Source organism: Glutamicibacter arilaitensis Re117, from assembly GCF_000197735.1.
Taxonomy (GTDB): Bacteria; Actinomycetota; Actinomycetes; order Actinomycetales; family Micrococcaceae; genus Glutamicibacter; species Glutamicibacter arilaitensis.
The window spans coordinates 223,730-237,797 of the sequence record NC_014550.1; the positions used below are offsets into that span (position 1 = coordinate 223,730).

A 14,068-nucleotide genomic window follows, 5' to 3' on the forward strand; every position below is an offset into this window, starting at 1 on the left:
GACAAGTCTAGTCGCAAGACGAGGGCGTGCTCAGGCGCCAAACACGGTGCGGTTCAGGAAGTCGTTGCGGAACTTCCCGGCCGGATCCAAACGCTGGGCCAATCCGATGAAGTCATTGAACTTCGGGTACAGCTCGTGCAGCTGGGCGCTGGTTGCCGCGAAGAGCTTGCCCCAATGCGGGCGTGCGGCAAATGGCGCCAGCGCTTCTTCGATCCGTGGCAGGAGCGCTTCGACCTCTTCTTGCTGCGGCTTCCAGGTGAAGTGCAGGGCAATGCCGTCGCGGCCGTAGTTTCCGCTGAGCCATAGTTCATCCGCGGCAATGGTGCGCACCTCGGAGACCAGCAGCAGGGGCGTGATCGTGGCAGAAAGCCCGCGGATCGCTTCGATGGCCTGAACTGCATATTCGCGCGGTACCAGGTACTCGGTCTGCAGCTCGTCGCCGGCGCTCGGGGTGAAATCCATGCGGAAATGCGCCAAGCGGTCGGACCAGGGTCCGGGCGCTCCGAGCTGTTCGCTGCAGATGGCTCCATCGGATTCGGGCAGCGGGTGCATCGCGGCGGTGGCCGGGAATCCTCCGAACTTGCCCTGGGCAATATCATCCCCCAGTCCGTCGCCGACACAACGCTTCAGCCAAGTCTGGCCCACGTTCTGCCCGCTCCAGTCGGTGAACAGGCTGATGCTGTAGGCAGAAGCCTGGAGCGCATCAAAGCCACCGAGCACCTTGTCCCAGGACAACTGCTCGAATACTGTTTGCTGAACCTCGAAACTCGGCACGATATCCAAGGTGAGATGGGTCAGCACGCCCAGTGCGCCAAGGGACACCACATAGCCGTTGAACTGCGCATCCCCGCGCCGCACCGCATGCAGCGAGCCGTCGGCCAGCACCAGTTCCACCCCGCGCACGGCGGTGGCCAGGTTGCCGTGGGCCTGCCCGGAACCGTGGGTGCCGGTGGAGACTGCCCCGGCCACCGAGATATGGGGTAGGGAAGCAAGATTGTGCAGCGCAAAACCGGCTGCCTGCAGGGTCTCCGCCAAGGCGCCGTAGGTGGTTCCTGCGCTGACTCGCACGCTCATGGCCTGCGCATCGATCTCGATGGTTTCAGGCATCTTGCTCAGGCAAATTAGGGTTGCCTGGGTGTCGGCAATGTCGTTGAAGGAGTGGCGGGAGCCCAAGGCGCGTGCCTTGTCCGATGCGCGAACCTGTTCTGCAAGCTGCTCGATGCTGGTGGGGTAGAGCAGTTCCCGGGCCTGGTAGGAAAGATTCCCGGCCCAGTTCAGTTCCTTGGCTTCCGGTTCCATGGTTAATCCCTACTTATCCAGCCACTGGCTCTTGACCAGTGCGCGGTAGCGTTCTAGTACCTGCGGGGTCGATTCCGCCGCCGGGACCTGCGTGGTGTCCCGGGTCCAGTCCGGGAAGGCTCCGGCCAGCACACCGGCAGCCTGGCGGGCCGCGCCATCGGCGACGTATTCGCCCGGGGCCGGGACCGTAATCGGCAGGCCCAGTACCTGGGCGGCGATCTGCTGGAGGGCGCGGGACTGCGCTCCGCCGCCAACCAAGATGATGCGCTGGGCTTCGACGCCCTGGGCTTCGAGTGCGCGCAGGCCGTCGGCCAGCGAGCAGATGACCGCTTCCACAGCGCTGCGGGCCAGGTTGGCGGCGGTGTAGTTGGCGCGGGTGATGCCGTGCAGCGAACCGGTGGCCTTTGGCAGGTTCGGGGTGCGCTCGCCGTCGAAGTACGGAAGCAAGGTCAGCCCATCCGAGCCGGGGTTGGCCGACATTGCCAAGTCGTTGAATTCTTCGAGATCCACCTGCATCAAGCTTGCGGTGGCATCGAAGATGCGGGTGGCGTTCAGGGTGCACACCAGCGGGAGGTAGTTGCCGGTGGCATCGGCGAAGCCGGCCACCAGGCCGGAGGCATCGGCCGATGGGGTATCGGCAACCGCGAAGACGGTGCCGGAGGTGCCCAGGGACATCACAACGTCGCCCACCTTGGCGCCCACGCCCAATCCGGCGGCGGCGTTATCGCCGGCGCCCGGACCGATGCTGGCCCCTGCCGGGGTGGTGCCGATGGAATCCAGCGGGCCGGCCACGGCAGGCAGGATCGGGATGTGGCCCAGATGCTGTTCGAGCGCTTCGAGGTCGTAGGCGTTTTCGGTGGCGCGGTAGTAGCCGGTGCCCGAGGCATCGGAGCGGTCGGTGGCCAGCGCGGCCAGGCCTTCGGCGCCGGAACCCGGACCGTAGCCGGCCAGGCGCCAGGACAGCCAGTCATGCGGCAGGCAGATGGCGGCGACCTTGGCCGCGTTTTCCGGTTCGTTGTCCTTCAGCCAGCGCAGCTTGGCCAGCGTGATGGAGGAGACCGGGAGGGTGCCGGTGCGCTGCGCCCAGTAGACGGCACCGGCTTCGGCATCGCCGTTGCCGGCGTCGGCGATGATGTCGGTGGCCGCCGCGGCGCTGCGGGTGTCATTCCACAGCAGCGCCGGGCGGATCACGGCGCCGGATTCATCGAGTACCACCATGCCATGCTGCTGCCCGCCCACCGAGATCGCAGCCACGTCGTCCAGGCCTCCGGCCTGGGCAATGGCTTCCTGCAGTGCGGAGAACCAGAACTGAGGATCCACTTCGGTGCCCTCGGGATGCGAGGCGCGTCCGGAGCGGACCAGGGCGCCGGTTGCGGCGTCGCGGATGACCACCTTGCATGATTGGGTGGACGAGTCGATGCCGGCAACGAGCGTCATTGTTCGGGCTGCTTTCTGCGGTGGGTGGGTGCGTAGCGGTTTAGCGGGCGTTGAGCAGGTGCTCGATAGCCAGCTGGTTCAGGCGGATGAACGCGAAGTTGCGCTGCGCCGCGGCGTTGGCGTCGAAGTCGGCGAAGCTGGCGGCATCGTTCATCAGCTGCGCTGCGGTTTCGCCCTCGTCCAGGGTGCTTTCGCCCAGTTCGAAGACGCCCGAGAGCTTCATGGCTTCCTGGACCTCTGGGTCTGCGCGGAAGGCCTGTGCGCGTTCCTTGAGCATCAGGTACATGGACATGTTGGCCTTGGCCGAGTCCCAAACACCGTCGTAGCCGTCGGTGCGCGAAGGCTTGTAGTCGAAGTGGCGTGGGCCGTCGTACTTCGGGCCGCCGGTTGGGAAGCCGTTTTCCAGCAGGTCAACGGTGAAGAATGCGCTGGTCAGGTCGCCGTGGCCGAAGACCAGGTCCTGATCATACTTGATGCCGCGCTGGCCGTTGAGGTCGATGTGGAACAGCTTGCCTGCCCACAGTGCCTGGGCGATGCCGTGGGTGAAGTTCAGGCCAGCCATCTGCTCGTGGCCGGTTTCAGGGTTCAGGCCAACGATGTCGCCGTGTTCCAGCTGCTCGATGAAGGCCAGGCCGTGGCCCACGGTGGGCAGGAAGATGTCGCCGCGTGGTTCGTTCGGCTTTGGCTCCAGCGCGATGCGCAGGTTGTAGCCCTTGTCCTTGATGTAGCCGGCTGCGGTGTCCACGCCTTCGCGCATGCGGTTCAGCGCTGCTGCCAGATCCTTGGAGCCGTCGTACTCGGCGCCTTCGCGGCCGCCCCACATGACGAAGGTTTCGGCACCCATCTGCGCAGCCAGATCGATGTTGTGCAGCACCTTGGACAGTGCGAAGCGGCGGATCGAACGGTCGTTGGAGGTGAAGCCGCCGTCCTTGAAAACCGGGTGGCTGAACAGGTTGGTGGTCACCATTGGGACTTTCAGGCCCGTTTCCTTGAGGGCTGCGCGGAAGTCTGCCAGGATCTGCTCGCGCTGGGACGCGGTGGCGTCAAAAGGAATCAGGTCATTGTCGTGGAAGGTGATGCCGTAGGCGCCCAGCTCAGCGAGCTTGTGGACAGCTTCCACTGGATCCAGGTTCTTGCGGGTTGCGACGCCGAATGGATCGGCACCGGTCCATCCCACGGTCCACAGGCCGAAAGTGAAGCGGTCGGCGGAGGTTGGCTGAAGAGTCATGAGATGCATCCTTGGATCGTTGGGGCGGCAAACGCCATTTAGTTTATGTCCTGAACTATATGGGTGCTGATGCGCTAGAGTCAATAGTGAAACCCGCAAAACCATTCCAAGAATTTCCACGAGGAGAAGGCATGCGCCAAGCAGCGTCGACCGCCCGAGCCGCAACGTCTTCGGCCCCGGGCAACGTCGGGGATGTGCGCAAAGCCAACCTGGCCCGGGTGCTGTCGGTGATTGCCGCCTCCGGGAATGACCAGCGGTTATCGCGTGCCGATATCGCCGGGCTCAGCCAGCTCACCAAGGCCTCGGTCTCCAGCCTGGTCGCCGACCTGCTGGCCGCCGGACTTGTCATCGAAATCGGCGTGCACCGCGATGGGGAGCGCGGGCGGCCGGCAGTAGGGCTCATCTTGAACCCCGCGCGCGTAGTGATGGGCATGGAAGTCAACGTCGACTACATCGCCGCCGGGCTGGTTGACCTTTCCGGCAAGCTGCTGGCCCATGAAATCCAGCCGCACGCCGACCACCGCTCGGCAGCCAAAGAAGTGCTCGCTGCCCTGGGGGAGCTGAGCCGAAGGCTCCAAGATGCCGCCGCGGCCCAAGGCCTGATGATTCTCGGCGGCGGATTAGCAGTCCCCGGTTTGGTCGACGACGAGTCCTTCACCGTGCTGCAGGCACCGAACCTTGGTTGGGTGGAGCAGGACCTCGATGTGGCAGCGCTGCTGCCCGAACCCAAAACCCGCTTCAGGCTCTTTAATGAAGCCAACGCCTCGGCGCTGGCCCAACAGCAATTGATGGATGCCCAAGAGCGTGACTTCCTCTTTGTCTCGGGGGAAGTGGGCATTGGCGGCGGATTGATTATCGACGCTGAACTCTTTGTCGGACCCCAGGGGCATGCCGGCGAACTCGGCCATGTCGTGATCGCCCCCGATGGCAAGAAATGCAGCTGCGGCGGGCGCGGCTGCTTGGAAACCATTGCCGGGCAGGACGCCATTCTTGCCGCTGCGAACCTCGGCGCGGTCGCCGATGGCGCCTCGCGCCAACAGCGGATCAGCCAGCTGTACCAGGCACTGGAAACCGGCACCGAACCGGCAGTCAGCGCGGTAGCCGAGGCTGGAAAATCCCTGGGGATCGCCGTGGCCTCGGCCCTGCGCCTGTACAACGTTTCCACCGTGGTCTTCGGCGGCCACTTCGCGGCCCTGGAGCAGTGGCTGCGCCCAGCGATGGAAGCCAGCCTGAAAGCGCACGCGCCGAGCATCGCCGGCCAGGCGCGCTTGCTGTGCTCGCCGCTGGGCCAAACCGGTGCCCTGGTCGGTGCTGCGCGCAGCGTGGTGGGAGACCTGCTGGAGGCTCCGCACCAGCTGGTGGGCTAGGGGGTGCCTACCGGCTGCTGAAGTTCGGTCACCCAGTCTGCCTGGTCTTCTGAAAGGGCCCGCACATAGACTTCGCGGCACGGACCGGTAGGTAACAAACCACGGGCGAGGACTTCTTCGTGCACGGCCTGCCAGCTTTCATGGATGGAGTCCATTGAGCCAAGGTGCACTCCGCAGATGGCTTCGGGCACCGCGGGAAGCACGATGATCTCGACATCGGCCAGGCTTTGGGCGCTCGTGGCGTATCCGGCAATGACCTCCACTCCATCCTCGGTGCCGTTGTATTGCGCGATGGGCGTAGCAAGGCTTTGGCCCTGAAGGGATTGCGCGATTCTGTCGAAGAGCGGGCCGATGCGACCGGCGATTTCAGGCTGCTCGGCCACCGTGAAGCGTCCGGCCGCCAAGCGCACCGCGGGCAGTGGCTTGTGGATGATTTCAATGTGCGACATGAGGTTCTCCTTGGAGATCAGTTGCAGACGCCGCTGCACGTCGGCCAAGCGCTGCGTGGCAAGCTGGTGCTCGGCCGCAACCTGCGCCTGGCGGATGTGCAGCAGTTCGGCTATTTTTCTTGCAGTTGCGCCCCGATCCAGGATCAAGGAAATCTCTTCGAGCCCGAATCCCAGATCGCGCAGGGCAACAATCTGATGCAAGCGCTGCAGCTGGGAGGGGTCATAGGAGCGATAGCCGCTGGACGGGTCCACCTGGGCAGGGCGCAGCAGGCCGGCAGTATCCCAGTGCCGCAGCATGCGGTGGGTAACCTGGCCGATCTGTGCAAACATCCCGATGGATAACATTCTTCAATTCTCCGCCCTCACACTGTGTCAGGGTCAAGTCTGAGTGAGAATAGCGTGAATATCCATGATTAACCTCGACTCCGTGACGCACAGCTCGAGATTCGCTAATCGTTTCGGTAAACTTTGGTCGTAAGAGCCCCTAACTCTTGCAACGAACCTTCGGGTTCAGTGAGCAGGACAGGGGCATATTTTTTGCCCGGCACCGTGCCGGGACAGCGCTAAGCACGCTGAAACCACTGCTTTAAGCAAGGGGGAGGATCCCATGCCAGCAATCGTGATCGTCGGAGCCCAATGGGGCGATGAAGGCAAAGGAAAGGCTACCGACCTGCTCGGTGGCAAGGTTGACTATGTAGTGAAGCCAAACGGCGGCAACAATGCCGGGCACACCGTAGTCGTCGGCGGCGAGAAGTACGAGCTCAAGCTCCTTCCAGCCGGCATCCTTTCGCCGAACGCCACTCCGATCATCGGCAATGGCTGTGTGGTGAACCTTGAAGCCCTCTTCGAAGAGATCGACGGCCTGGAATCGCGCGGCGCCGACACCTCGAAGCTGCGTGTTTCGGCCAACGCCCACCTGGTGGCTCCATACCACCAGACCATGGACAAGGTCACCGAACGCTTCCTGGGCAAGCGTGCCATCGGCACCACCGGTCGCGGCATCGGCCCGGCCTACATGGACAAGGTCGGACGTTTGGGCATCCGCGTGCAGGACGTCTTCGACGAATCGATCCTGCGCCAGAAGGTCGAAGGCGCCCTGCGCCAGAAGAACGAGCTGCTGGTCAAGATCTACAACCGCCGCAGCGTCGAGGTCGAGGAAATCGTTTCGTACTTCCTGTCCTACGCCGAGCGTCTGCGTCCGCTGGTCATCGACTCCACCTACGAGCTGAACAAGGCTCTGGACGAGGGCAAGGTCGTGCTGATGGAAGGCGGCCAGGCCACCTTCCTGGACGTGGACCACGGTACCTACCCGTTCGTGACCTCCTCAAACCCAACCGCTGGCGGCGCGTCGGTGGGCTCTGGCATCGGCCCGACCCGCATCACCCGCTCCATCGGCATCATCAAGGCCTACACCACCCGTGTGGGTGCCGGTCCGTTCCCGACCGAGCTCTTCGATGACATGGGCCTGTACCTGCAGAAGACCGGTGGCGAATTCGGCGTGAACACCGGCCGCCCACGTCGTTGCGGCTGGTACGACGCCGTTCTGGCTCGCCACGCTTCGCGCGTGAACGGCTTCACCGACTACTTCGTGACCAAGCTGGACGTGCTCACCAATATCGAGCAGATCCCAGTGTGCGTGGCCTACGACGTCGACGGTGTCCGCCATGACGAAATGCCGATGACGCAGACCGACTTCCACCACGCGAAGCCGATCTTCGAGTACTTCCCGGGCTGGACCGAGGACATCTCTGGCGCGCAGACCATGGAAGATCTTCCGGAGAACGCCCGGAACTACATCCTGGCCCTGGAGAAGATCTCCGGCACCCGCATCTCCGCCATTGGCGTGGGTCCGGACCGCGATCAGACCATCGTGCGCCACGATCTGATCCAGAACTAGTTTCCAGATTCGAGGAGCCGCCGCAGTTCATCAACTGATGAATTGCGGCGGCTCCTTTTCGTGCGCACGGTCCTGAGACGAGTCGGCCACCAGCGTCTGTCACGTCAAACGGAATTCCTACCTTGAGCTTCTGCAGGGTTGGCGCGAAGAAGACCGAAAGGAGAATGACTCCGGCGCCTATGGCGACGACGAGCCACATGCCTGAGATGCCCCATTTGTATCCCAGGCCTACGCCGCCAACGGTGGAGGCTCCGCCGAGCACGACTGCAGCCATGGTTCCGGTATACAGGAAAGGCCCGAGGCGACGGCCGGCGACTAGATAGTCGCTGCTGTTTTTGGTTCGGGACTTGCCCCACCAGCCAAAGGCCAGCATGGCCGCAAGATAGATGGCGACAATCGCGCCATTGATGAATTCCATGGAAACCTCGTTGTTCAGTTATCAAAGAATACTTACTGTAAGTAAACTTTTGTTGCTCAAAAGGCCACTAGTGTTGGGGGGGGGGAGTGATCAATGAGTGTTCAGCTTTGCGCTCCCTGGAGTGCCGGCGGGGTCGATATGTGACGAACCATACTGTCTTATTTGATGGAAATTTCTGGACATTTTGTTCTCAAATATGATTAATCGCCTACATGAAGTCACATTTGCGTAGTATTCGCCCGTCAATGTGTGCAATCCGTCCTTGTTTAGTACTGTTTCACGATGACGCAACGATGCATCACCGGCCAAACGGGCCACTTTCCTCGCTGTTGCGTCTGACGATTTTTCGAACCAAGAAAGACGCCTAAAAAATGAGTGAAAATGGTCAGGGTCTGACAAAGAAGTCGGCCGGACATGTCATTGTCGACACGCTTGCTGCGCACGGCGTGGAACGCGCCTACGTAGTGCCGGGCGAAAGCTACCTGGATGTCCTGGATGGACTGCATAATTCGCCAATCGAGACTGTGGTTTGCCGCCATGAAGGCGGTGCCACCTACATGGCTGAAGCTGAAGGCAAGATGCATCAGCGTCCCGGCATTGCCATGGTGACCCGTGGGCCGGGAGCGGCCAACGCCCATGTCGGTTTGCATACAGCTTGGCAGGACTCGACCCCCTTGGTGCTTTTCGTGGGGTTGATTCCATTTGAGCACCGCGAAAAAGAGGCCTTCCAGGAATTCGATCCCAAGGCATGGTTCGGTACCGGTGCCAAGCGCGTCATGATCCTGGACCACGCTGATCGAGCCAGTGAAGTTGTCGCCGAGGCAATGTTCGCTGCCATGTCCGGCCGTCCGGGCCCCGTGGTTGTCGGATTGCCAGAAGACATCATCCGCAACGAAGTTCCCGCCGAAGTCCATCCGGAAATCCCGGTGGCTACCGGCGGCATGACCGTTACGGACTGGAAGGCACTGAATGCTGCCTTGCAGGAAGCAGATAAGCCGCTGTTCATTTTCGGTGGCAATGACTGGTCTCATGAAGGTGCTGCGGATTTCACCCGCTGGCTCGAAGAGCATGACCTGCCGGCCGCCGCAGAATGGCGTTGCGAGGGCACAGTGCCTTTCAACTCCCCATCCTACGTTGGCCCAATCGGCTACGGCCGCCCCAAGCCAACCTACGATCTGTTGGAAGAAACCGATCTGCTGATCTTCGTTGGCACCGTTCCCGGTGACGTCATCACCGATGGCTTCAACGTCAGGCAGAACTGGGACAAGAAAAACTTCCTGGTCACTATCGACCCGTCGCTGCGTGGACGCTCCGGCCCGGTATCGCATCAGATTGTTGCAAAGCCGGATGTGTTCGTCCGCGACTTGCTGCTGATGGATATGCCGGTCAAGGATTCCTGGAAGGAGTGGACTTCCCGGATGCGCGCAGAGCAGGAGAAATTTGCTGAACTTCCTCCGGCTCAGCCTTCCGACGGGCAGGCGAAGATGGCAACCATGATGGCGAACCTGGTCAACTCCTTGCCCGAAGATGCTTTGGTGACCTTTGGCGCTGGCGAGCACACCAACTGGGCCCACCGCTATTTCCCAACCAACGGCTACGCTTCGATGCTCTCGGCGCGTAACGGTTCCATGGGCTACTCGATTCCTTCGGCAGTTGCCGCGTCGCTGAACTACCCGCAGCGCCGCGTCGTCACCATCGCAGGTGACGGCGAATTCTTGATGAACGGCCAGGAGCTGGCTACCGCTGCGCAGTACGGAGCCACACCGCTGGTGATCGTCATGGACAACCAGCAGTACGGCACCATTCGCACCCATCAGGAACGCCAGTACCCGGAACGCGTATCCGGTACCCAGCTGGCTAACCCCGACTTCGCGCTGATGGCACAGTCCTTCGGTGGTTTCGGTGTCCGCGTCGAGAAGGATGCCGATGTCCCCGCCGCGCTGGAAAATGCGCTGAAGGCAATCGACGAAGACAAGAAATTCGCGTTGATCCACCTCGTGGTAGAGCAGGGCGTCAAGGCTTACTAAGGCCTGTAAATGACGCGGACTGGGAACCTCGACCGCGTGATGAAATCAGTGGGCGCCCTTCGGGGCGCTCACTGATTTTTGCGTACGCCCAGCATGGGCATTTACTTGGAGGTGAAAGTCCTCTGGCCGGGAAGATGGTTTAAGGCCTAGCTGAAGGCAACTGCGTCACCGCGAGGTGGGGTGGGAAGGAAGCCGGAGGCAAACCTCTGCACTGAGGAACACGAATCACATGTGAGGCATGTCTGTCGGGGTAAGCCAGCGCAAGATGGTGAAGCCCGCTCCATCGAAACGGAAATTTTCAAGTCAAGTGAGACCAATGAGTGTTAACCAGCTTGCATTTCTTGTCCTTCCAACCGCTTCACCGGCTCATTGATCCACGCCGCTTCGGGCATCTGAAGCTTCTTCGGCAACCTGCGCCGCCCAAAACGCTCAGGATGCTCATCCCAAGCCCTCTGCAATGCAGCCAACCTCTGGTCATCAACATGCCCAGTCATCCCGAAATGAACATCAGCAGGCGTATGGAACCCAATCCCCGAATGGCGATGGTGCCCGTTATACGACTGAACAAACCGGTCCATGAAAGCCCGGGCATCAACAAGTGATCCAAACCGCTGCGGGAATGTCGGAAGATACTTCAAGGTCTTGAACCACGCCTCACTGAACGGGTTGTCATTGCTGACCTTCGGCCGCGAATGCGATTTGAGCACGTCCAAGTCCGCCAACAAAGCCGCCACGGGTTTCGAGGTCATCGAGGTGCCGCGGTCGGCATGCACAACTTTCGGCACCTGGGCTTTGGCGAACACCCCGGCAATGAAATCACGCGCCAGCTCCCCGGATTCACGAGTATGGACCTGGCAACCGATGATATAGCGCGAATAGATATCAATCATCACGTACGCGTCGAAATACACGCCCTTCGTCGGGCCGGCCAGCTTAGTGATATCCCAAGTGAACACCTCTCCAGGCTGATCCGCGACCAGCTCGGGGACCTTTCGTGCTGGATGACGGGCCTGTCGACGGCGTTCAGCCACTTGCTTCGCCCTCCGCAGCAACCGATACATGCTCGATACCGAGCACAGATATGTCCCTTCAGACAGCAGCGTGGCGTGGATCTGCTCTGGGGCTTGGTCCACGAACCGTTCGCTGTTCAGCGTTGCCAGAATCGTGGTTTCTTCCTGCGCGGTGAGCTTGTTCGCTGGTGCCGGGCGAGGAGCGGTAGCCCGCAGTGCTCGCCCTGCGCGGGCAGCGTTTTGGCGGCGGTTCATCGTCGCCCTACTGACCCCGGCCAGCGAGCTGGCCTGACGTGTTGATACCCCGCCGGTGACCAGTTGTTCATAAACGTGGGACAGGAGGTCCTGGGCTGCTATTTGGAATCCGCGCTCTTCGAGATTTGTTCCAAGAGCGCGTGTGCTTTTCCCATGATCTCCAACGCGGTTTGGGTGGTTGCAAGCTTCTGCTCGTTGGCAGCTAGCTGCTTTTTCAGTCGGGCGATTTCCGCTTGTTCCTTGCTCAGCCGGCTACTGGACCGGGCCGGGAAGCTGTTGCTGGTTGAATCTCCGAGGACTCCGGCGTCGCGTAGCCTGCGCCATTCAACGATCTGCGAGGAATACAAGGCGTTGGCGCGCAGGTAGCCTCGGCCCTCGCCGGTTTGGATCGCTTGTTCGTAGCCGTCGAGGTAAGCCAGTTTCTGGGCTGGGCTGATGCTCCTGCGGCGGGGCTGTTCTGGGCGCGAATCGATGGAGTCCATAGTTCCATTCTCCGGCATGTTCCCCGGGGTGGGGTGGATGGAATCGATGCTCATGATGGCGGTTGTACCTGTTCTCGCCCTGTCTGAGGGGAGGTTTACTTGCTATGAATCAGTGGTCTCACTCCAGCCTGACAGACAGGGAAACGGCAGATGTGTATATGTGGCGGGCGCAGGGAGAAAGTGAATGCTCTTATCTGGGGAGGTCTGTCCTAGTGCACCACCTGTCTTCTGACTGAGTGGGGCGGTTCTGGCCGCGAGGTCAGTAACTGATGGGGCAGAAGTCAGCAGAGGTTATAGTACCTGCCTAGGAATCGCGTCGGGTGAGGAACCTGATCGTTTGCCTGAGACCCATTGTGGTTGATGAGGGAGGCAGGGAAGGGCTGAACGCTGGGAATTGATGGACTGAAGCATGAGTTCTCGTGCTCACGTGATTATCGCAGAAAACCCACGGACGTGGTGGGGCAGAGAGGGGATGGTACCGGTGAATCCGGGAGAGTATTTTCTTGCGTGTAGCGTTGAGCCGGCGGCTGATGGGAAAGACATCAGGGATCAACAAGTTGATCTGTGGGAGCAAGTGTTCTCGCGAGGTAATTTGTTGATTGCATTGAAACGTGTTGAGCGGAATAAGGGTTCTGCTGGTGTTGATGGGCTTGAAGCGCATGAATTGCGTGATTGGTGCCGTGAGCATTGGATCGAGACTCGGAAGTCGCTTGATGCTGGAACGTATGCGCCGTTGCCGGTGCGTCAGGTGATGATTCCGAAGCCTGATGGTGGGGAACGGATGCTGGGTGTTCCGTCTGTGTTGGATCGGTTGATTCAGCAGGCTCTCGCGCAAGTGCTTTCCCCGATTTTCGATGAGGGGTTCGCACCGATGTCTTATGGATTTCGGCCGGGCAAAAGCGCCCATGACGCTGCTTCGATGGCTCGTAAGGTTATTGTGAGCTGTCATGATGTTGTGAGACACGCGTATGTAGGAGAATGAGTTCATGTCCAAACGTCAGAAATTCACCCCGGAATTCCGTGCAGAAGCGGTGGAACTGGTGCTTTCCTCAGGAAAAAGCCTGGTCGAGGTTTCAGAATCACTGGGAATCAACGAAGGCACCCTTGGGAACTGGGTTCGCGCCTACCGAACCGAGCATCCAGAGACCGAAACCGAGGAACGCGGACCGGTGGAATGGGCCCAGCACGAGAAGCTGCGCCGGGAATTGGCGGAGGTGAAACGGGAGAACGAATTTTTAAAAGATGTCAGCGCCTATTTCGCCTCGAAGGGCAAGAAATAAGCGCGATCTTCCGATTCATCATGGAACACAGCGCGAAGTATCCGGTGAACTGGATGTGCCAGCAGCTAGAGGTCTCGCGCGCTTCGTATTACCGGTGGTTGAACCCGTCCACTGAGCTCAGCGAAGCCAAGGCCCTGCGGGCTATGCGCACCGTTCTGGTCCTGACCGAGTACGAGGCTTCCAACGGGGTGGCCGGTGCCGGCCAATTAGTGGATTTGATTCGCAACAACCACAAGCAGTACGTGCCGAAATCCACGGTGCTGTCGATCATGAACGAGCACGGGCTCAAGGCTAAACGAGTGAGTGCTTTCAAAGTCACCACGGTGCATGACCAGCAAGCCAGGACCGCTCATATCAAGAATCACATGGTCGATAAGCTCGGCCGCCGTGATTTTCGTTCGTCCCGACCTGGAACCAAGTTGGTGGGCGATATTACCTACTTGCGAACCGGTGAAGGGTGGCTGTATCTGGCGACGGTGATCGACTTGTATTCACGTCAGATCGTTGGGTGGTCAATGGGTGCGAACATGCAAACGCAACTGGTTATCGATGCGATGCAGCTCGCGATGTCGCGTGGTTTCATCAGCGCTGGGACTGTTTTTCATTCAGACCGCGGAACTCAGTACACGTCAGATGCATTTCAAGCGTGGTGCTCTGAGAATGGTGTGCGGCAGTCAATGGGCCGTACCGGAGTGTGTTGGGACAATGCCGTTGCTGAGTCGGCGTTCTCGACGATCAAGAACGAGATGTACCATCATCGGGCGTTTACGAGCCGGGTTGCGGCGCGTACCGCGGTTATGGAGTTCATTGAGATTTGGTACAACAGGAAGCGTCCGCATACGACTAATGGCGGGTTGAGTCCTCAGATGTTGCTCGACTGGTATTGGGAGCAGAATTCTTTGGCTCTCGCGGCCTGAGT

General features: G+C 60.6%; 10 protein-coding genes and 1 pseudogene. 5 read left to right on the forward strand and 6 right to left on the reverse strand.

All coding sequences use genetic code 11. The features are described from left to right. Positions 1-30 precede the first annotated feature (30 nt). Genes AARI_RS01465 through xylA form a run of 3 tightly spaced genes read right to left on the reverse strand, consistent with a single transcriptional unit; the run spans position 31 to position 3,964 of the window. A complete protein-coding gene (locus tag AARI_RS01465) occupies positions 31-1,299 on the reverse strand; it encodes an FAD-binding protein (protein WP_013347609.1) in 1,269 nt (422 codons plus the stop codon). A 9-nt stretch (positions 1,300-1,308) separates the two neighbouring features. Then, positions 1,309-2,736 carry a xylulokinase gene (gene xylB, locus AARI_RS01470; protein WP_013347610.1) on the reverse strand — a complete coding sequence of 476 codons (1,428 nt, stop codon included), beginning with the start codon at positions 2,734-2,736 and terminating at the stop codon, positions 1,309-1,311. 40 nt (positions 2,737-2,776) lie between these two features. Continuing rightward, a complete protein-coding gene (gene xylA, locus AARI_RS01475; protein ID WP_013347611.1) occupies positions 2,777-3,964 on the reverse strand; it encodes a xylose isomerase in 1,188 nt (395 codons plus the stop codon). Positions 3,965-4,095: 131 nt separating this feature from the next. Here xylA and AARI_RS01480 point away from each other — a divergent pair, with 131 nt between their 5' ends. Then, positions 4,096-5,331 carry an ROK family protein gene (locus tag AARI_RS01480; protein ID WP_013347612.1) on the forward strand — a complete coding sequence of 412 codons (1,236 nt, stop codon included), beginning with the start codon at positions 4,096-4,098 and terminating at the stop codon, positions 5,329-5,331. Here the strand turns inward: AARI_RS01480 and AARI_RS01485 are convergent. Then, the gene (locus tag AARI_RS01485; RefSeq protein ID WP_231849421.1) at positions 5,328-6,110 is read right to left on the reverse strand and encodes a MerR family transcriptional regulator; all 783 of its coding nucleotides are present in this window, start codon (positions 6,108-6,110) and stop codon (positions 5,328-5,330) included. The two genes, AARI_RS01480 and AARI_RS01485, sit on opposite strands and share 4 nt — an antisense overlap. A 277-nt stretch (positions 6,111-6,387) precedes the next feature. Between AARI_RS01485 and AARI_RS01490 the strand changes: the two genes are divergently transcribed. Next, a complete protein-coding gene (locus tag AARI_RS01490) occupies positions 6,388-7,677 on the forward strand; it encodes an adenylosuccinate synthase (RefSeq protein ID WP_013347614.1) in 1,290 nt (429 codons plus the stop codon). Between the two features lie 118 nt (positions 7,678-7,795). Here AARI_RS01490 and AARI_RS20010 read toward each other — a convergent pair. After that, positions 7,796-8,095 (reverse strand): annotated as a pseudogene (locus tag AARI_RS20010) (sodium:solute symporter); the annotation flags it as partial. 371 nt (positions 8,096-8,466) lie between these two features. Here AARI_RS20010 and AARI_RS01495 point away from each other — a divergent pair. Continuing rightward, positions 8,467-10,122: a thiamine pyrophosphate-dependent enzyme gene (locus tag AARI_RS01495; protein WP_013347615.1), complete on the forward strand. Its 1,656-nt coding sequence runs from the start codon at positions 8,467-8,469 to the stop codon at positions 10,120-10,122. 323 nt (positions 10,123-10,445) lie between these two features. Here the strand turns inward: AARI_RS01495 and AARI_RS01500 are convergent. Further along, positions 10,446-11,923 (reverse strand): IS3-like element ISAar44 family transposase gene (locus AARI_RS01500; protein WP_102598715.1). Its coding sequence is split into 2 segments (ribosomal slippage): positions 10,446-11,533 and positions 11,533-11,923, totalling 1,479 coding nucleotides; the frame shifts between segments, so codons are not numbered across the junction. A gap of 355 nt (positions 11,924-12,278) precedes the next feature. Here AARI_RS01500 and AARI_RS01510 point away from each other — a divergent pair. Both AARI_RS01510 and AARI_RS01520 read left to right on the forward strand, forming a co-directional pair. Continuing rightward, positions 12,279-12,851 carry a reverse transcriptase domain-containing protein gene (locus AARI_RS01510; protein WP_231849422.1) on the forward strand — a complete coding sequence of 191 codons (573 nt, stop codon included), beginning with the start codon at positions 12,279-12,281 and terminating at the stop codon, positions 12,849-12,851. 4 nt (positions 12,852-12,855) lie between these two features. Next, positions 12,856-14,066, forward strand: a protein-coding gene (locus AARI_RS01520; protein WP_076611951.1) for an IS3-like element ISAar37 family transposase whose coding sequence is annotated in 2 segments (ribosomal slippage) — positions 12,856-13,102 and positions 13,102-14,066 — 1,212 coding nt in all. Because the reading frame shifts where the segments join, the coding sequence is not laid out codon by codon here. The last annotated feature ends 2 nt before the right edge of the window (positions 14,067-14,068 follow it).